Here is a 17,522-nt window from a genome sequence, read left to right on the forward strand (position 1 = left end):
GTCGACTCCCGGTCGTTGAGCGAGCGTGCGAGTCGAAACGCCCCGGACCCGGACTCCGCCTCAACCCGAAAGGACGTGCTGGCGTGAACTTCGACGGCATCCTCTTCTTCCCCGTCACTCCGTTCGACGCCGCCGACCGCGTCGACGAGGATCTGCTCCGGCAGTACCTCGACACCACCCTCACGCACTCGCCCGGCGGCATCTTCCCGGCCTGTGGCACGGGCGAGTTCCACGCCCTGTCCACCGAGGAGGCGATGCGCGTCGTGCAGTTGGCGACCGAGACCGTCGCGGGCCGCGTGCCCGTCGTCGCCGGCACCGGCGGCCCCCTCGGCCACGCCAAGGCCCTCGCCCACGCAGCCGCCGACGCCGGAGCCGACGCGCTGCTCGTCCTGCCGCCCTACCTCGTCGGCGGCCCGCAGGCCGGACTCGTCGCGTACGTCGAGGCGGTGGCAGCGGCATCCGATCTTCCCGTCGTGATCTACCACCGCGCCAACGCGCAGTTCTCGGTCGACTCGGTGCGCCGCCTCGCCAGCAACCCGCGGGTCGTCGGCTTCAAGGACGGCGTCGGCGACGTCGGCCTCGCGCAGCAGATCGTGCGCGCAGTGGCGGCCGAGGGACGCGAGGACTTCGCGTTCTTCAACGGCCTGCTCACCGCCGAGCTGACGCAGGGCGCCTACCGGGGCATCGGCATCCCGCTGTACTCGTCGGCGGCGTTCGCGATGATCCCGGAGGTGGCGAACGCGTACTATCGCGCGTACATCGACGGCGACGAGGCGCGACGCGCCGAACTGCTCGACGGGTTCTACTCGCCGCTCGTGGCCCTGCGCGACGAGACCCCGGGCTTCGGCGTCTCGCTCATCAAGACGGGCCTGCGGCTCGGTGGTCTGCCGGTCGGCTCGGTGCGTGCGCCGCTGGTCGACCCGACCCCGGCGCAGGAGGTGCGCCTCGCCGAGATCCTCGAGGCCGGGCGGGCGCTGCTGTCATGACGAACCCCGCAGAGGCAGGCGTGGTGGCGGATGCATCGTCGGCGGCCGCGCTCGGCGCGAGTGCCGCGGCGTTCGACGGGGCCCCGACGATCGCCGCCTTCGACACGCGACTGCTCCGGGTGCCGCTCACACGCCCGTGGGGCGCCGACGTCACGTCGGTCGGCGTGATCGCGACGCACGTCGTGCGGTCGGACGGCACCGAAGGCTGGGGCTTCTCATGGACACCGCAGATCGGCGTCGAGGCGGTGCACGCCCTCCTCGCGCACGACATCACCGCCTACGCCATCGGCCGGTCAGCCGACCCGGGCTCGGAGTGGCTCGCGCTCTGGCAGCACCTCCACGAGGCCGGTGGCGGCGGCATCACCACCATCGCGATGGCCGGCCTGAACCTCGCACTGTGGGATGCCGCAGTGAGGGATGCCGGCACGTCGCTGTCCGGCTTCCTCGGCGCCCAGCGCGAGAGCGTCCGGGCCTACGGCTCGGGCGTGAACCTCCACTACACCGAGGACGAGCTCGTCGCCCAGGTGCGGCGCTGGGTCGACGCCGGGTTCGATGCCGTCAAGGTGAAGGTCGGCAAGCCCGACGTGGCGGAGGACCTCGACCGCATGCGCGCCGTGCGCGAGGTGCTCGGCCACGACCGCGCGCTCATGATCGATGCGAACCAGCGCTGGGAGCTCAACCGCGCGACGCGCTCGCTCGAGGTGCTCGCCGACGTCTCGCCGGCGTGGATCGAGGAGCCGCTGCGTGCCGACGACCTGTACGGCCACATCGAGCTCGCACAGCGCCTCGGCGCCTCGAGCGGCATCCCGATCGCCGTCGGCGAGAACCTGCACAACGTCTTCCGCTTCGACGACTTCCTCCGCACCGGCGCCGCCCAGATCGTTCAGCCGAACATCATGCGGGTCGGCGGCATCACTCCGTTCCTCGGAATCGCGGGTATCGCCGCCGAGTACGGCGCCGCCGTGCACCCCCACCTGCTGCCCGAGCTGTCGGGCCAGCTCGCCCTGTGCCTGCGCGCGGTGCCCGGCGTTCCCGCGCCGATGGCCGAGGACGTCGAGGACGCCGGCTTCGGCGCGCTCGGCGCCCTCCTCGACGATTCGCCGGTCCGCATCTCGGAGGGCCTCCTCACCGAGGTCGACCACGCCGGTCTCGGCATCCGCTTCTCATGACCCCATTGCACGCTTCCGGAGGAGTCTCATGACCACCGCCATCACGACCACCAGCACCGTTGAGCTCGACGCCCTCGCCGCCGCCGCGGCCGCCGCCGGCCCCGTGTGGCGGGCGGCCGACGCCGCGACCCGGGCGACGTGGCTGCGCGCGGCCGCCGACGCGCTCGACGCGCACGCCGACGAGCTCGTCGAGATCGCCGACGCGGAGACGCGGCTCGGCGCCACGCGCCTGCGCGGCGAGGTCGGCCGCACCACCGGCCAGCTGCGCCTGTTCGCGACGGTCGTCGAGGAGGGCTCGTACCTCGAGCTCACCGTCGACGACGCCGACGCCTCGGCCACCCCGCCGCGTCCCGAGCTGCGCCGCATGCTCGTGGGGGTGGGGCCGGTCGCGGTGTTCTCGGCCTCGAACTTCCCCTTCGCGTTCTCGGTGGCGGGCGGCGACACCGCCTCGGCGCTCGCCGCAGGAAACCCCGTCATCGTGAAGGCGCACTCGGGCCACCCTCGCCTGTCGGAGCGCACGGCCGCGATCGTCGCCGCCGCGCTCGTCGACGCCGGCGCCCCGGAAGGATCCCTCGCGCTGGTCGAGGGCCGCGAAGCCGGCAACGCGCTCGTGCAGCATCCCGTCATCCAGGGCGCCGGCTTCACCGGCTCGCTCGGCGGCGGACGCGCCCTCTTCGACCTCGCGGCCGGACGGCCCGACCCGATCCCGTTCTACGGGGAGCTGGGCTCGGTCAACCCGGTCGTGATCACCTCCGCCGCGGTCGCCGCGCGCGGCGAGGCGCTCGCCCAGGGTCTCGTCGGATCGTTCACGCTCGGCGTGGGCCAGTTCTGCACCAAGCCCGGCGTCGTCTTCGTGCCCCAAGGCGCCGGCTTCGAAGACCTCGTCGCGGGCTTCGCGGAGGGCTCCAGCGGCGGACCGCTCCTCACCGACCGCATCACCGCCGCCTTCCCGTCGGGCATCGAGCACCTCGAAGCCGACCCGTCGGTGGCCGTCGTCGCCCATGGCCTGCCCGCGGAGCCCGGCTCGGCCCAGCCTGTGGTGCTGTCGACGGATGCCGCGGCCGTCGCCGCGCGCCCCGAGACGCTGCTGGAGGAGTGCTTCGGCCCGGTCACGCTGCTCGTGCGCTACTCGTCGGACGAGGAGCTGCACGCCGCCCTCGAAGCGGTGCCGGGATCGCTGACCGCGACGCTGCACTCCGAACCGTCGGACGACGTCGCGGCCGTGCTCGAGGTGCTGACCCGCAAGGCCGGACGCGTGCTCTTCGCCGGGTGGCCGACCGGCGTGGCCGTCACCTGGTCGCAGCAGCACGGTGGCCCGTGGCCGGCGACGACCTCGCTGCACACCTCGGTGGGCGCGACGGCGATCCGCCGGTTCCTGCGGCCCGTGGTGTTCCAGGACGCTCCCGAGGCCCTGCTGCCCGAGGTGCTCCGCGACGCAAGCCTCGCGACGCTGCCGCACCGCCGAAACGGTGTGCTCCACACCGGCCGCTGAGCCGGCCAATCGCTGGGGCTGTCGAAGGGCGTCCAGCGGCTGCCGGCGCCTCTGGATCCCCACGCGTTTCGTCTCGCTCGTTCCTCGCTCGCTCAACGACCGGAAACAACGGAGCACGCACAACCTCCTGCCGCCCGCCGGCTCGCCGGGCCAACGACCGGATTCCGGGAGTACCGGATCCCCACACGTTTCGCCTCGCCCGCTCAACGACCGGAGACAACGGAGCACGCACAGACTGCGGGCGCGATCAGGCTCGCTCGGCCACCGCGTGATTCCGGTCGTTGAGCGGAGGGCGCTCTGGCGCCCGCAGACGAAACGCCTCGAACCTTCACGACACTCGGGGATCGGCTGCGCCGTCAGCGCTCGGCGACCGCCGCGCGAGCTGCGCGCCCGCCTGCTCGAGCCAGCGCCCGGCGTCTGCCATCGCCGCCGCACCCGAGCCGGCGAGCTCCGTAAGCGAGGCCGTCGCGGCGAAGTCCGAGACATCAGCGTCCGCCGTGATCCGCCCCGCGACCAGTCCGACCGGCACGCCCGCCGAGGTGGCGATCGCCGCCACGTGGGCCGGGACTTTGCCGGCGGCCGACTGACCGTCGTACGAGCCCTCGCCCGTGACGACGAACGACGCCTGGGCCACGGCATCGGCCAGTCCCACCAGGTCTGCCACCGCCGCCGAGCCGGGCACGAGCCGGGCGCCCCACGCCAGCAGGCCGAAACCGGTGCCGCCCGCTGCCCCGGCACCCGCGGCATCCGGATCCGCGTCGACCAGCGCCGCCAGGCGCGCGAGCCCCGCGTCCAGCGCGAGGACGTCATCCGGGTCCGCGCCCTTCTGCGGGCCGAAGACGGCAGCCGCGCCGCGCGTGCCGAGCAGGGGGTTGGTCACGTCGCTGAGCACGGTCACGCCTTCCGGCGGCAGCGGGACGAGGCCGGACAGGTCGGCCGCCGACACCGCGGCAACACCCCGCGCACCGTCGACGATGGGTGCGCCCGCCGCATCCGTGAAGCGCGCCCCGAGCGCCGTGAGCATCCCCGTGCCGCCGTCGGTGGAGGAGCTCGAGCCGATGCCGAGCACCAGCCGCGAGACGCCGTGCGCCAGCGCAGCGGCGATGGCCTCCCCGAAACCCCGGGTGTGCGCGTCCAACGGTCGCAGCCGGGGCGGCGCCCCGAGCAGTTCGATGCCGCTGGTGTTCGCGAGCTCGACGACGGCGGTTCCGCGCGGGGCATCCGCCGTGGCGGGCAGCAGCACCCAGGACGCCTCGACCGGCGTGCCCTCGGGACCCGTCACCGTGACGGGCATGCGGCGCGCACCCGGCACTGCGGCCGCGAAGGCGTCGACGGTGCCCTCACCGCCGTCGGCCATCGGCATCAGCCGGACGTCGTCGGACGGCCGCACCCGCGACCACCCGCCGGCGAGGGCCTCGGCCGCCGCGGCCGCGCCGATGGTGCCTTTGAACGAATCGGGGGCGATCACGACGGTGCGGGCCATGGTGTCATTCTCCTCGGGAGCGCACGGCGGCGCTGGTGATGGCGACATTCGAGCGGGAAAGCGTTATCCTGCAGAACATGGTATCCATGGACCAGCCGGAAGCCGAGCCCGTACCGCCACGCGCGGTCATCGCCACCGGAACCGGCCGCTACGACGACCCCTGGCATCCGTTCCCCGCCACCTCCGCACGCATCGCGGCTGCGCTGCGCTCCGACGGCTGGGACGTCACGGTCGATGACGATGTCGACCACGCTCTCGCCCACCTCGAGGGCATCGACCTGCTCATCGTCAACGCGGGCGACCCCTGGCGCGAGGGCGGCACCGAGCTCAGCCACCGCGCCGATCCCGCCGCCGACGCCGGCTTGCGAGCCGCGATCGCGCGCGGCATCGGGCTCATCGCCATCCACGCCGCGCTGTCGACACTGCGCGATCATCCGGCCTGGCGCGAGGCGATCGGCGGCGAATGGCAGCCGGGTCTGTCGTGGCATCCGCCGGTCGGCGACGCGCGCGTCAGGATCGTCGACGGCGATCACCCTGTGACCGAGGGGATGCCGCCGATCGACGTCTTCGACGAGCGCTACAGCGATCTCGTGGTCGACGATGGTGAGCGCGTGCTCGCCGTTCATGACGTCGACGGCGTCGAGCATCCCGCGGTCTGGGTGCGCGAGCAGCCGACACGGGCGGTCGTGTCATCGCTCGGTCACGATGCGCGCGCGTACGACTCCCCCGAGCTCGTAGCGCTGCTGCAGCGCGCGGGGCGCTGGGCCGCCCGGGTCTGACGCCGCCCGCCGGAAGACCTGCCACCGCACGCCCTGGACAGGTCAACCGCGCTTCCACTCACGCCCTGGACAGGTCAACCGCGCGTCCACAGGAGAGTGAAAGGAATCAACCTTCTGTGGAAGGCCGGTTGACCTGATTCGGACGCGGGGCCACCGCATCCGCCTCTCCCTCCGGGTACCCGACAAGGACGCCGCACCGGAGCGGGCAGAATGGGATGCGACGCCGCTCGGCGAACCGACCGCAGCTGAATCCGACCAACGGAGTGACATGACCTGGCTTGTGACCGGAGGTGCCGGCTACATCGGCGCCCACATCGTCCGCGCGCTCGCCGACGCGGGTCTCTCGCCCGTCGTCATCGACGACCTCTCGAGCGGACACGCCGGCTTCGTGCCCGAGGGCGTGCCGTTCGTCACGGGCTCGATCCTCGACGACGACCTCGTCGAGCGCACGCTCCGCGAGCACCGGGTCGAGGGCGTCATCCACCTCGCCGGCTTCAAGTACGCCGGCGTCTCGGTGCAGCGCCCGCTGCACACCTACGCGCAGAACGTCGAAGGCACGCGGGCGCTCCTCGCCGCGATGCAGGCGGCGGATGTCGCCCACCTGGTGTTCTCGTCGTCGGCCGCCGTCTATGGCACTCCCGACGTCCCACTCGTGACCGAGGACCTGCCCAAGCGCCCGGCATCGCCGTACGGCGAGTCCAAGCTCATCGGCGAGTGGCTCATCCGCGACCAGGCGATCGCCACCGCCGCGTCGGAGCACGCGTTGCGCTACACCGCGCTGCGCTACTTCAACGTCGTCGGTTCCGGCGACCCCGCCGTCTACGACACCAGCCCGCACAACCTGTTCCCGCTGGTCTTCGAGGCGCTCATCGAGGGCCGCACCCCGCGCATCAACGGCGATGACTACGACACCCCCGACGGCACCAACGTGCGCGACTACGTCCACGTCGCCGACATCGCCGCCGCCCATGTCGCCGCTGCCCAGCGCCTGCTCGCGAACCGGCCGATCGAGCCTGCGTACAACCTCGGCTCGCAGAACGGGCTGAGCGTGCGCGAGATCATGGATGCCATGGCGCGGGTCACGGGGATCGGATTCACGCCCGAGATCGCGCCCCGCCGGCCGGGCGACCCCGACCGCATCGTCGCAACCGGCGAGCTCGCCGCCCGCGACCTCGACTGGAAGAACCGCTACACCGTCGACGAGATGGTGCGAAGCGGCTGGGAAGCCCGCCGCGCCCACAGCTGACGTCCATCCTTCGCCCCGCCGTCACAGGTGCGCGCCGCCGCGACGCGCTCGGGTGTCACGACACGCCGCAGCGACGGCGCGGATGCCGCACTCCGTGACCCCCGACCGACGAGCGCCGGCGCTCGGGGGCGCGCGGGGAAGCGAACTCAGCGGGCGGACGCGGTGCTCGCCCGCACCACGAGCCGCGTCGGCACCGTCTCGAACGCGGCGGGAGTGCCGGCCTCGATGCCCTCGACGAGCGCCGCGACCGCGCGCGATCCGAGCGCGTCGAAGTCCTGGCGCACCGTGGTGAGCGGCGGGCGGTAGTCGGCGGCATCCGCCACGTCGTCGAAGCCGACGACGCTCACGTCCGCCGGCACCGCGCTGCCCGCCTCGGCGAATGCGCGGAGCAGGCCGAGCGCCATCTGGTCGTTGGCCGCGAAGACGGCGGTCGCGCCGCCCTCGAGGAGAGCGGATGCCGCGGCGAAGCCAGACGCGGAGGTCCAGTCGCCGCGCACCACCGTCGGCACCGGCGGCCCGGCTGCGGCGAGCGCCTCGCGCCAGCCCCGCTCGCGCTCGGCGGCGGCGAACGAGTCCGCCGGTCCTGCCAGATGGTGGACCGTCTCGTGCCCGAGATCGAGGAGGTGGCTCACGGCCAGTCGCGCGCCGCCCGAGTGGTCGGTCTCGATGACACCGAAGCGATCGTCGTGCGGCGAGTCCACGACCACCAACGTCAGTCCCGCCGCGCGGAGGTCGGCCTCACGCACGCGCTCGGTCGCCTCGTTCAGCACGATCGCACCGTCGACGCTCTGGTCGGACAGACGCTCGAAGGCGGCCGACACGTCCCCGTCGGCACCGAGCGTCACGACGGTGAGGGCATAGCCGCGGGCGGCCGCGGCATCCGCCACCGCCTGCAGCATGCGGGAGTTGCCGACCGAGGCGAGGGTCGAGACGACCAGGCCGATGGTCTGGGTGCGACCGGTGCGGAGTGCCCGGGCCGCGCGATGCGGACGGTAGCCGAGCTCCGACATCGCCGACTCGACCCGCGTGCGGGTCTCGGGATCGACCCGCGGGCTCGCGTTGACCACGCGCGACACGGTCTGCCCCGAGACGCCGGCGCGCGCGGCGACGTCCGCCATCGATACCCGCCTGGCCGTCATGCGCCACCCCTTCTCGGCGCGCATGCCGAGCCAGGCATCGGCTGCGGCATCCGTGTTCCCCGATCCATGTTGACGACAACATAGCTGACTTGCTAGCGTGTTGACGTGAACACGCCTCTGGACGACCCTCCGCCGTCTACCCGCGAACTCCCGGGCGAGGCGCTCGGCGCCGGTGTCATCAAGCGCCCGACCCGGCTCGCGGACGGCCGCGACCTCATCTACTACGACGACCCCGGCACGACGCTCGGCGCGGAACGCGCCGTCGATACACGCGAGCTCGACCCCCGGCCCGATACGGCCACCATGCGTCGCGACGTGCTCACCGGCGACTGGGTCTCGATCGCGGCGGCACGCCAGAACCGCGCATTCCTGCCGCCGGCCGAGCTCGACCCGCTCGCACCGCAGACGCCGACAAACCCGTCCGAGATCCCGTCGCGGTACGACGTCGCCGTCTTCGAGAACAAGTCGCCGTCGTTCGGGCCTGCGCTCGCGCAAGCCCACGGCGACGCCCCGGCCGGCGCAGACGCGCCCCGCGACCTCGACGACCTCGTGACTCCCGGCCTCGGCCGCACGCGCACGAGCGTCGGCCGCTGCGAGGTCGTGTGCTTCAGCCCCGAGCACTCCGGATCGTTCGGATCCCTCAGCAGCACCCGCGCCCGCACGGTTATCGAGGCGTGGGCCGACCGCACCGCCGCGCTGTCGGCGCTCCCCGGCATCGAGCAGGTCTTCCCGTTCGAGAACCGCGGGGAGGCGATCGGCGTGACGCTCCCCCATCCGCACGGGCAGATCTACGCGTACCCGTACATCACGCCGCGCACGACCAGTCTGCTGGCATCGATCGACCGCGAAGGACCCGACCTCTTCGAGCGCATCCTGGCGTTCGAGCGCGCCGGCGAGCGCGTGATCCTCGAGGGCGAGCACTGGACCGCATTCGTGCCGTTCGCGGCGCGCTGGCCGATCGAGATCCACCTGCTGCCGCACCGCCACGTCGCCGACTTCGCCGCGACAACGGGTGCCGAGCGCGACGAGCTCGCTCCCCTGTACCTGCGTCTGCTGCGAGGGCTCGACGCCCTCTACGACTCGCCGACGCCGTACATCGCGGCCTGGCATCAGGCGCCGGTGCACCGCGGCCGCGACACCGCCCGTCTGCACCTGCAGCTCACGTCGCCGCGTCGAGCCGCCGACAAGCTCAAGTTCCTCGCCGGATCCGAGGCCGCGATGGGCGCCTGGATCGGCGACATCCCGCCCGAGTCGTCCGCCGCGAAGCTGCGCGACGCCGTCGCATCCATCCCCGAGGAGTCGCTGTGACCGCCACCGACACCCGCGCCGCCGCGGCTGCCCGCGCCATCTTCGCAGAACGGTTCGGCGCCGAGCCGATCGGCACCTGGTCGGCACCGGGGCGCGTGAACCTCATCGGCGAGCACACCGACTACAACGACGGCTTCGTGCTGCCCTTCGCCATCCAGCACCGCACGCACGTCGCGCTCGCGCCTCGCGCCGACGGGGCCCTCCGTGTGCGCGTCGCCTCGACCTTCGAAGACACGACCGCCGAGCTGGCCCTGGCAGAGCTCGCCGAGGTCTTCCCCGGGCGACGCGACGAGGTGCCGGAGTGGGCCCGCTACCCGCTGGGGGTCGCGTGGGCGCTGCTCGCGGCATCCGGAACCGACCCGTCGATCGTCCCCGGCGTCGACCTCGCCTTCGCCTCCGACGTGCCCGTGGGCGCGGGGCTATCGTCGTCGGCGGCGATCGAGGGCGCGACTGCCGTCGCCCTCGCCGACGCGTGGGGAATCAGCCTCGACCGCGTCGCGCTGGCGAAGGTCGGCCGCCGCGCCGAGAACGAGGCCGTCGGCGCGCCCACCGGCATCATGGACCAGATGGCGGCGCTCCTCGGCCGCGCCGACGCCGCGATCTTCCTCGATTGCCGCTCGCTCGACGCCCAGGTCATCGACCTCGGATTCGCGGATGCCGGACTCGAGCTCGTCGTCATCGACACCGGCGTGAAGCACTCGCACGCGACCGGCGGCTACGGAGAGCGCCGGGCGGCCTGCGAGCGCGGAGCCGCAGCGCTCGGGGTTCCCGCCCTGCGCGACGTGACCCTCGACGACATGCCGCGCCTGGCCGAGATCGTCGACGACGTGACCTTCCGCCGCGTGCGCCACGTCGTCACCGAGGACCAGCGCGTGCTCGACACCGTGCGCACCATCCGCGAGCAGGGCCCGACCGCAATCGGCGACCTCCTCGTCGCGTCGCACGCCTCGATGCGCGACGACTTCGAGATCTCGGTGCCCGAGCTCGACACCGCGGTGGAGGCGGCGCTGTCCGCCGGCGCCGTCGGCGCCCGCATGACCGGCGGCGGCTTCGGCGGCGCCGCGATCGCCCTGGTCGCCCGCGATCGGGTGCAGGCCGTGACGGATGCCACCACCGCCGCCTTCGCATCGGCCGGCTTCGCCGCCCCCACGATCTTCAGCGTGACCCCGTCCGCCGGCGCCGCCCGCGACTGATCACCGCCCCTCGCGTTCCGCGCGCCGCACCCCCGCGCCGCTCGCCTCTTCGTCCTGCGCCGCCGCGCGCCGCGCGCCCCGGGCCCCCGTTCACTTGCGCTGGACGTACGCCGATTCCACGTGGGCGCGTACGTTCAGCGCAAGTGAACGTTGGGGAAGGGGCGACGCACGGCGCGCAAGGTGTGGCGGGAATGGATCGGGGCGCTCTAGCGTCGAACCTGGTGCGCGGGCATCCGATCCGCGCACGTAAGGAGCGATCGTGGCGTACATCACCGTCGGAACCGAGAACTCGGTCGACATCGACCTCTACTACACCGACCAAGGACCGGCCGACGCGCAGCCTGTCGTGCTGATCCACGGGTTCCCCCTGAACGGCGAGTCGTGGGGCAAGCAGCAGGCGGCGCTGCTGGATGCCGGCTACCGCGTGATCGCGTACGACCGCCGTGGCTTCGGCGCATCGACCAAGGCCGGCGCGGGCTACGACTACGACACGTTCGCGGCCGACCTCCACGCCCTGATCGAGGACCTGGACCTGCGCGACGCTGTCCTCGTGGGCTTCTCGATGGGCACCGGCGAGATCGCCCGCTACCTGTCGCGCTACGGCAGCGCTCGCATCGCGAAGGCGGCATTCCTCGGCTCTCTCGAGCCGTACCTGCTCAAGACCGAGGACAACCCGGGTGGCGCCGGCCCCCAGGGGTTCTTCGACGGCATCGCGCAGTCCGTGCGCGACGACCGCTACGCGTTCATGGCCGGCTTCTTCAAGGACTTCTACAACCTCGACGACAACCTCGGCACGCGCATCTCGCAGGAGGCGCTGGAGGGCAGCGCGCAGATCGCGAACCTCGCCGGCAACACCGCGGTCGCCGCGGCGCCGCTGACGTGGCCGACCGATTTCCGCGCCGACATCCCGGCCATCGACGTGCCGACGCTCATCCTCCACGGCACCGCCGACAACATCCTGCCGATCGACGTGACCGCGCGGCGGTTCAAGGACCTCCTGCCCGATGCGACCTACGTCGAGCTCGAGGGTGCCCCGCACGGCCTGCTGTGGACCCACGGCGCCGAGGTGAACGAGGCGCTCCTGGCCTTCCTCAACAGCTGATCCCCCACGCGACGATGCCCCGGCACCAGGTGCCGGGGCATCGTCGTTCTCGTGTCAGGCGTGCGCGCGGCGGCGGCGCAGCACGACCGTGAGAACGCCCGCGCCGATCAGCGCGGCGGCGAGCCCCGCAGTCGCGGCCAGCCCGGCACCGTCGGCGCCAGTCGCCGCCAGCGACCCAGTCACGGTCACCTCGGTCCAGCCGATCACGTTGCCGTCGGCATCCAGGACGACCAGCCGATGCTCGCCCGGGGCGACGCCCGCCGGCAGGGTCACCGTCACCGTGCCCGCCGCGCTCACCACGTGGGCGCCGAGCGAGATCGGAGTGGAGTGCAGCCACACCGAGACGGTGTCGCCGGCGTACTGCGTGCCGACGAAGAGCGTCACCGTCTGCCCTGCCGCGGCCGTCGCCGGTGCGTCGACCGACCCACGCGTCGCGTCGGTGAGCTGTCCGTCCGGCGCCGGCCCGGGGGTCGCCGGGGCGCCCGGCGTCGGGGTCGGCGTCGGCTCTCCCGGTCCACCCGGCTCGTCCGTCGACGGGCACGGGAGCGTGCCCGCGCGCAGCGAGTGGCCGTCGGTGTCACCGTCGTCGGCCCATACGACCTCCTGGAAGCCGTCCGCGCACGTGGACGCCGGGGCGACGGCCATGCCTTCGTTGTTGAGATTCGGCATCCCGGCGGGGCGGGCGTACGAGTGCGCGACCTCGAAGTCTCCGTCGACGACGTCGAGGAGGTTGTAGACGCCGCCGCAGCCGTCGTCGCACAGGGCCCACAGCGCGCCGCGATCCGCGTCGTAGGCGACGTCCATCGACCACGGGAAGCCCGAGCTCTCGACCTTCACCTCGACGGGCGCGGCGCCGGCGGCGAGGGAGAAGAAGTGCAGCGCGCCGGTGGCCTCCACCGCCGTCACGAACAGCCCGGGAGTGACGTAGTCCGACGCCGCGTACGCGGTGCCGTCGACCTCGAAGCCGGATGCGACCAGGAACGCGTCAGGCACGTAGGTGATGCCTTCGAGTCCGAGGTTGGTGCCGGTCGTGACGAACTCGTTCACATCCCACTCACGCGTCGCGACGAGCTCCGTGGTCGTCGCCATCACGGCGCTCACATCGAACCGGGCGATCTTGTTCGACGACGTGTCCTTCGCGCGCCCGTTGTCGCGCTCCGAGGTGATGTAGACCGCGCCGTCGGGGGCGACCGTGATGCCCTCGGAGTCCAGCTCGCCCCCACCGTCCGCGAAGCGGAGCGGGATGCCGCCGACCCACTCGGGGAACGACTCGTAGACACCGTTCACCGCGTGCATCTTGAACAGGCGGCCCTTGTTCATCACCACCCAGAGGATGCTCGGATCGGAGGGGTCGAACGCCGCGCCTGACACGTCGCCCTCATCGTTCGCGTCGAGATCGGTGAAGGCGTCGACCGCGTCGACGACCGACACCGTGGCGGCGCCCGGCCAGGTCTCGGTGCTCAAGCCCGGGCAGGCGTTCGCCGCACCCCAGGTCGCGGTCGGCGTCTCGACGTACGACACCGTCCCGAACAGATCGCAGCGGCTGTAGGACGCGATGCCGTCCTCGTACCAGGTGTGCGCGATCACGCTCGCGCCGTCTTCCGCGCGGCGGATGGTGAGCGCGTCGGCGCTGTCGAGCCCGGCGATGTCGTCCGCGACGTAGAACGCGCCGGCCGCGAGCACGGTGCCGGCGGGAACGGTGTGGACCACGGCATCCTGCGCATCCCGCAGCTCCCAGCCCGAGATGTCCACCGACCCCGACCCGGTGTTGAGCAGCTCGGCCTTTCCGCCGACGTTCGAGACCTCGTTGAGGACGACCGGCGTATCCAGACGGCGGGACTTCGTCGCGCACGACGAGGTGTTGTCCTGCCCGAAACTGTTCTCGGTCACGCGCCAGAACTCGTCGGACGCGTCCGGGCAGGCCGCGAAGGCACGCGCATCGGAGTCGTACGTGTCGGATACACCGGCGTCGCCGTCGCCGTATGCCTGCTCGTCGACGAGCTGGCGCGTCGCCGCGTCAGCGCCCGGGCCGTAGATCTTGACGGCATCGCCCTCTCCAGAAAGGCCCTTCTTCGAGGAGAATGCGACATACCCGCCGGCGGGGATGATCCATGAGCCGGCCGGTTCGAGCGAGTCGCCGTCCCAGGTCGTGAGATCCGCCAGGGTCAGCGGCGACGCGCCTGTGGCCGCACCGCTGTCGGTCTGGTACCAGCCTTCGATCGTGACGTCGTGCGTGCCGGTGTTGACCAGTTCGACAGCATCGCCGAAGCCCGGGTTGCCCGTGTCGTCGTCATTGAGCGAGGCGATCTCGTTGATCTCGATGTCGTCCCAGTTCGGGTCCAGTGCCGGCGCCGGCGGCGGCGTCGTCGTCCCGCACACGTTGGCGGCGCCCGGGGTCGGCGTGGTCGCCTGGAAGTCGCCAGTGCCGTCGGCGCAGCGACCCCACGAGGTGGCGTGGGTGCCGGCCGGCCACGTGGTGGTGTCGACGAGCGTCGTCGCGTCGGGGAGGTAGAGGTTCGTCTCGTCGCCCTTGCCGAGCCCGGCGGCGGTGTAATCGAGCTTCAGGAAGCCGCCGGACTGGAGCGTGGTCCCGGCCGCGATCGACTGCAGGTGGGTGGCGTCGGTGAGGCGGGCGTTGTCGGCGAGCAGCCAGCCCGAGAGGTCGACGGCGTCGCTGCCGATGTTGGTGAGCTCGATCCAGTCGCCGGGGTCAGAGTTGACCTCGTTGATCACGATCGCAGCACCGGCGCTCGTCGGCTCGAGACCGACGACGGCGGCCTCGATCTCACTCACGATCGCGGGGGGCTCGACGGCGAAGGCCGCCGGTGCCACCACGACCGGAACGGCCGCGAGCGAGGCCACGGCCGCGACGGCGACGAGGGCGCGCACACGCGCGTGGGAAGACGGATGAGATCGCATCGGCGGTCACCTTCGACGAGGGGGGTTCGGGTTCGGCCCAGCGTCTCGACGGTGTGCGAAGGGCTGGTGAACGCGCGGTGTCGTCGAACCGAACGGGCGGCCACCGGCTGGTGGGCGCCCGGCGCCACCGGCTGGTGGGCGCCCGGCGCGGACGACGGATGCCCCGGCATCGCGCCTCCGCATCCGCGGCAAGGGGCACGCCGAGACGACGGATGCCCCGGCATCGTGCCCGCGCGGGGCTCGGTGCCGGGGCATCCTGTGGCGCGTGTCAGACCTGCTGCGGCGCGCCGCCGGCGTTCGCCATCGCGATGAGGCCGTCGATCATCTCGGGGCCGACACCCTCGCCGTCGCCCGCGAGGGCGCCCATCATGCCGATGCGGCCGACCGGGAACGACTCCATCATCTTGGACATGTCGACGCCCTCGGGCATGATCGACGCCGCGCTGTCGCTGACGCCGCCGAGCATCTGGGCCATCGCGGCCTGCACGATCGGCCCGGCGATCGGGTGAGCCAGCACCTCGCCCATCGACGACGTGCGCGACAGCGGCAGCGTGAACGCGTCGCCGTCGACCGCCACCGACACGGACGAGCGGATGTCGCGGCTCGACGCCGCGATGTCGACGGCGTACTCGCCGCCCTCGACGACCCAGCGGTCGGCGCGGACGTCCCAGTAGGCGAGATCCTTGCGGCGCACCGTGAGCGTGACCACCTGGGTCTCGCCCGGCTCGAGCGCGACCGAGGCGAACGCCTTGAGCTCGCGCGGCGCACGCTGCACCGCCGAGTCCGCGAGCGACGTGTAGACCTGCACGACCTCGCGGCCGGCGCGATCGCCGGTGTTGGTGACGGCAACGGTCACCGCGACGTCGCCGTCCGCGTCGACGACCGCCGCGGCATCCGCGTAAGAGAACGTCGTATACGACAGTCCGTGGCCGAAGGGGAACCCTACCTCGAGACGGCGCGCGTCGTACCAGCGGTAGCCGACGAAGAGGCCCTCGCCGTAGCGGGTGTGCGAGAACTCGCCGGGGAAGTCGAGGAACGCCGGGGTGTCCTCGAGCCGCACCGGGATCGTCTCGGTCAGCTTGGCCGACGGATTGACGGCGCCGAACAGCACGTCGGCGGTCGCACCGCCGCCGGCCTGACCGAGCAGCCAGCCCTCCAGGATCGCCGGCACGCGGTCGGCGAACGGCAGCGCCACGACGCCGCCGTTCGAGAGCACCACGACGGTGTTCGCGTTCGCCGCGAGCACCGCGTCCAGCAGGGCGAGCTGCGCGGCGGGCAGGTCGATGTCGTCGCGGTCGTAGCCCTCGGACTCGAGACGGGCGGGCAGTCCCAGGAACACGACGGCCACGTCGGCAGCGGATGCCGCGGCCACCGCCTCCGCGCGCAGCGCCGCGGTCTGGTCGTCCGAGACGTCGAGCGCGTTGCTGAACCCCTGCGCGTAGGCGACCTCACCGGCGGCGAGCGCGCGGATCTCGTCGAGCGCGGTGTCGAGGCGCGTCGGGTTGATCATCGACGAACCCGCGCCCTGGAAGCGCGGCTTCGCGGCGAACTCGCCGATCACGGCGAGCCTCGCGTTCTTCGCCAGCGGCAGGACCCCGTCGTTCTTGAGGAGAACGATGGAGCGGCCGGCGGCCTCCCGCGCGAGCGCGTGGTGGGCGTCGACGTCGAGCGGTCCCGCGATGGCGCCGGCACCGTCGGTCGCCTTGCGCACGAGGTCGAGCACACGCCCGGCCGCGACATCCACCACCGACTCGTCGAGCGAGCCGTCCTGCACCGCCGCGACGATCTGCGCGTCGGTGACGCCGTTGGATGACGGCATCTCGAGGTCCATGCCGGCGGCGAGGCCCGGCACGCGCTCGTTGACCGCACCCCAGTCCGAGACCACGAGACCCTCGAAGCCCCACTCGTCGCGCAGCACCTGGGTGAGCAGCCACGGGTCCTCCGAGGCGTACACGCCGTTGATGCGGTTGTACGAGCACATCACGGTCCAGGGCTGGGCGTCCTCGACGACCCGCTGGAACCCGCGCAGGTAGATCTCCCGCAGCGGGCGCGGGTCGACGTCGGACGAGGACCGCATGCGGTCGTTCTCCTGGTTATTGGCCGCGAAGTGCTTGAGCGAGGTGCCCACGCCCTGCGACTGGATGCCGTTCACGATCGCGGCGCCCAGCACACCCGAGACGATCGGGTCCTCGGAGAGGTACTCGAAGTTGCGGCCGCACAGCGGCGAGCGCTTGATGTTGATGCCGGGGCCGAGCAGCACCGCGACGTTCTCGATCGACGTCTCGGCGCCCAGCGCCTCGCCGACGCGGTGGATGAGCTCGACGTCCCACGACGAGCCGAGGCCGACGGCCGGCGGGAAGCAGGTGGCGGGCACGCTGTCGCCGATGCCCAGGTGGTCACCGCCCTCGCGCTGCTTGCGCAGGCCGTGCGGGCCGTCGGTGACCATGATCGCGGGCACGCCCACTCGCTCGACGGGCTTGGTGTACCAGAAGCTCGCGCCGCTGGTCAGCGACGCCTTCTCTTCGAGGGTCAGTTCCGTGACATCGGGGATGCTCATGGAGTTCCTTTTCTTCGGGGTGTGGAAGCCTGTGGCCGCGGTTCAGCGGACGGCCTTGCTCGGCCAGACGGCCAGCGCGCCGAGGATGCCGAGGACGCGGTGTCGTCCGACGGCACTGTCATGACCAGGTCCCTGCTTCAGATGACATG

General features: G+C 72.4%; 12 protein-coding genes. 8 read left to right on the forward strand and 4 right to left on the reverse strand.

Going from position 1 to position 17,522, the window contains the following annotated elements:
• Positions 1 to 83: 83 nt before the first annotated feature.
• Genes MRBLWS13_RS10340 through MRBLWS13_RS10350 form a run of 3 tightly spaced genes read left to right on the forward strand, consistent with a single transcriptional unit; the run spans position 84 to position 3,647 of the window.
• Entirely contained in the window at positions 84 to 986 is a 903-nt protein-coding gene (locus tag MRBLWS13_RS10340) for a 5-dehydro-4-deoxyglucarate dehydratase (protein ID WP_349425293.1), read from the forward strand.
• Positions 983 to 2,155: a mandelate racemase/muconate lactonizing enzyme family protein gene (locus tag MRBLWS13_RS10345; protein ID WP_349425294.1), complete on the forward strand. Its 1,173-nt coding sequence runs from the start codon at positions 983 to 985 to the stop codon at positions 2,153 to 2,155. The genes MRBLWS13_RS10340 and MRBLWS13_RS10345 overlap by 4 nt, the downstream gene beginning before the upstream one ends.
• A gap of 28 nt (positions 2,156 to 2,183) precedes the next feature.
• A complete protein-coding gene (locus MRBLWS13_RS10350) occupies positions 2,184 to 3,647 on the forward strand; it encodes an aldehyde dehydrogenase (NADP(+)) (RefSeq protein ID WP_349425295.1) in 1,464 nt (487 codons plus the stop codon).
• Positions 3,648 to 3,975: 328 nt separating this feature from the next.
• Here the strand turns inward: MRBLWS13_RS10350 and MRBLWS13_RS10355 are convergent, their stop codons facing one another.
• Complete coding sequence (locus MRBLWS13_RS10355) at positions 3,976 to 5,130, reverse strand: glycerate kinase (RefSeq protein WP_349425296.1); 1,155 nt, start codon at positions 5,128 to 5,130, stop codon at positions 3,976 to 3,978.
• 77 nt (positions 5,131 to 5,207) lie between these two features.
• Between MRBLWS13_RS10355 and MRBLWS13_RS10360 the strand changes: the two genes are divergently transcribed.
• Entirely contained in the window at positions 5,208 to 5,909 is a 702-nt protein-coding gene (locus MRBLWS13_RS10360) for a ThuA domain-containing protein (protein WP_349425297.1), read from the forward strand.
• Positions 5,910 to 6,177: 268 nt separating this feature from the next.
• A complete protein-coding gene (gene galE, locus MRBLWS13_RS10365) occupies positions 6,178 to 7,155 on the forward strand; it encodes a UDP-glucose 4-epimerase GalE (RefSeq protein ID WP_349425298.1) in 978 nt (325 codons plus the stop codon).
• Between the two features lie 146 nt (positions 7,156 to 7,301).
• On the opposite strand, the gene MRBLWS13_RS10370 is transcribed toward galE, so the two are convergent.
• Positions 7,302 to 8,294 (reverse strand): LacI family DNA-binding transcriptional regulator, encoded by a 993-nt coding sequence (locus tag MRBLWS13_RS10370; RefSeq protein WP_349425299.1) that lies wholly within the window; start codon positions 8,292 to 8,294, stop codon positions 7,302 to 7,304.
• A gap of 117 nt (positions 8,295 to 8,411) precedes the next feature.
• Here MRBLWS13_RS10370 and galT point away from each other — a divergent pair, with 117 nt between their 5' ends.
• The 3 genes from galT (at position 8,412) to MRBLWS13_RS10385 (ending at position 11,897) form a co-directional block, all read left to right on the forward strand.
• Entirely contained in the window at positions 8,412 to 9,602 is a 1,191-nt protein-coding gene (gene galT / locus MRBLWS13_RS10375) for a galactose-1-phosphate uridylyltransferase (protein ID WP_349429034.1), read from the forward strand.
• On the forward strand, positions 9,599 to 10,795 hold the full coding sequence (gene galK / locus MRBLWS13_RS10380) for a galactokinase (RefSeq protein WP_349425300.1): 1,197 nt from the start codon (positions 9,599 to 9,601) through the stop codon (positions 10,793 to 10,795). The genes galT and galK overlap by 4 nt, the downstream gene beginning before the upstream one ends.
• A gap of 259 nt (positions 10,796 to 11,054) precedes the next feature.
• Complete coding sequence (locus MRBLWS13_RS10385) at positions 11,055 to 11,897, forward strand: alpha/beta hydrolase (RefSeq protein WP_349425301.1); 843 nt, start codon at positions 11,055 to 11,057, stop codon at positions 11,895 to 11,897.
• 54 nt (positions 11,898 to 11,951) lie between these two features.
• Here MRBLWS13_RS10385 and MRBLWS13_RS10390 read toward each other — a convergent pair whose 3' ends face one another.
• Positions 11,952 to 14,816, reverse strand: coding sequence for a lamin tail domain-containing protein (locus MRBLWS13_RS10390; protein ID WP_349425302.1), 2,865 nt, complete (start codon positions 14,814 to 14,816; stop codon positions 11,952 to 11,954).
• A gap of 268 nt (positions 14,817 to 15,084) precedes the next feature.
• Positions 15,085 to 17,373 (reverse strand): glycoside hydrolase family 3 C-terminal domain-containing protein, encoded by a 2,289-nt coding sequence (locus MRBLWS13_RS10395; RefSeq protein ID WP_349425303.1) that lies wholly within the window; start codon positions 17,371 to 17,373, stop codon positions 15,085 to 15,087.
• Between the last annotated feature and the right edge of the window lie 149 nt (positions 17,374 to 17,522).

The sequence above is a fragment of the Microbacterium sp. LWS13-1.2 genome (genome assembly GCF_040144835.1).
Classification (GTDB): domain Bacteria; phylum Actinomycetota; class Actinomycetes; order Actinomycetales; family Microbacteriaceae; genus Microbacterium.

Excerpts from the sequence above, each read along its gene's own strand:
- MRBLWS13_RS10355 (WP_349425296.1), bottom strand. The coding sequence starts at position 5,130 with ATGGCCCGCACCGTCGTGATCGCCCCCGATTCGTTCAAAGGCACCATC.
- galE (WP_349425298.1), top strand. The coding sequence starts at position 6,178 with ATGACCTGGCTTGTGACCGGAGGTGCCGGCTACATCGGCGCCCACATC.
- MRBLWS13_RS10390 (WP_349425302.1), bottom strand. The coding sequence starts at position 14,816 with ATGCGATCTCATCCGTCTTCCCACGCGCGTGTGCGCGCCCTCGTCGCC.
- MRBLWS13_RS10370 (WP_349425299.1), bottom strand. The coding sequence starts at position 8,294 with ATGACGGCCAGGCGGGTATCGATGGCGGACGTCGCCGCGCGCGCCGGC.
- MRBLWS13_RS10350 (WP_349425295.1), top strand. The coding sequence starts at position 2,184 with ATGACCACCGCCATCACGACCACCAGCACCGTTGAGCTCGACGCCCTC.
- MRBLWS13_RS10395 (WP_349425303.1), bottom strand. The coding sequence starts at position 17,373 with ATGAGCATCCCCGATGTCACGGAACTGACCCTCGAAGAGAAGGCGTCG.
- MRBLWS13_RS10360 (WP_349425297.1), top strand. The coding sequence starts at position 5,208 with ATGGTATCCATGGACCAGCCGGAAGCCGAGCCCGTACCGCCACGCGCG.
- MRBLWS13_RS10345 (WP_349425294.1), top strand. The coding sequence starts at position 983 with ATGACGAACCCCGCAGAGGCAGGCGTGGTGGCGGATGCATCGTCGGCG.